A 233-nucleotide genomic window follows, 5' to 3' on the forward strand; every position below is an offset into this window, starting at 1 on the left:
TTCTAATAGCTCTTTCTTCTGTTGCTCCTCTATTGCTTGAATTTGTCTAAAATCAGGATCTTTGGAGTATTTTGTGATTCCTAATAGACAGTCGTTCTTATTCTTGAGTAAACGACTCAGACGAGACCCTAGTTGAGCTGCGGCTGCAAACCTGCCTTCATTATTTGTGATCGACTCGAGGATCAATATTTGGGGAGTGTATTTTGCGATCAGCGCTTTTAGAGCGCACTCCA

At 41.6% G+C, this 233-nt stretch carries 1 protein-coding gene; it reads right to left on the bottom strand.

Going from position 1 to position 233, the window contains the following annotated elements:
* The coding region (locus BU804_RS13260; RefSeq protein WP_158025020.1) for a hypothetical protein at positions 1 to 233 on the bottom strand (233 nt) is incomplete at both ends.

The organism is Candidatus Protochlamydia sp. W-9 (assembly GCF_001950615.1).
Lineage (GTDB): Bacteria > Chlamydiota > Chlamydiia > Chlamydiales > Parachlamydiaceae > Protochlamydia > Protochlamydia amoebophila.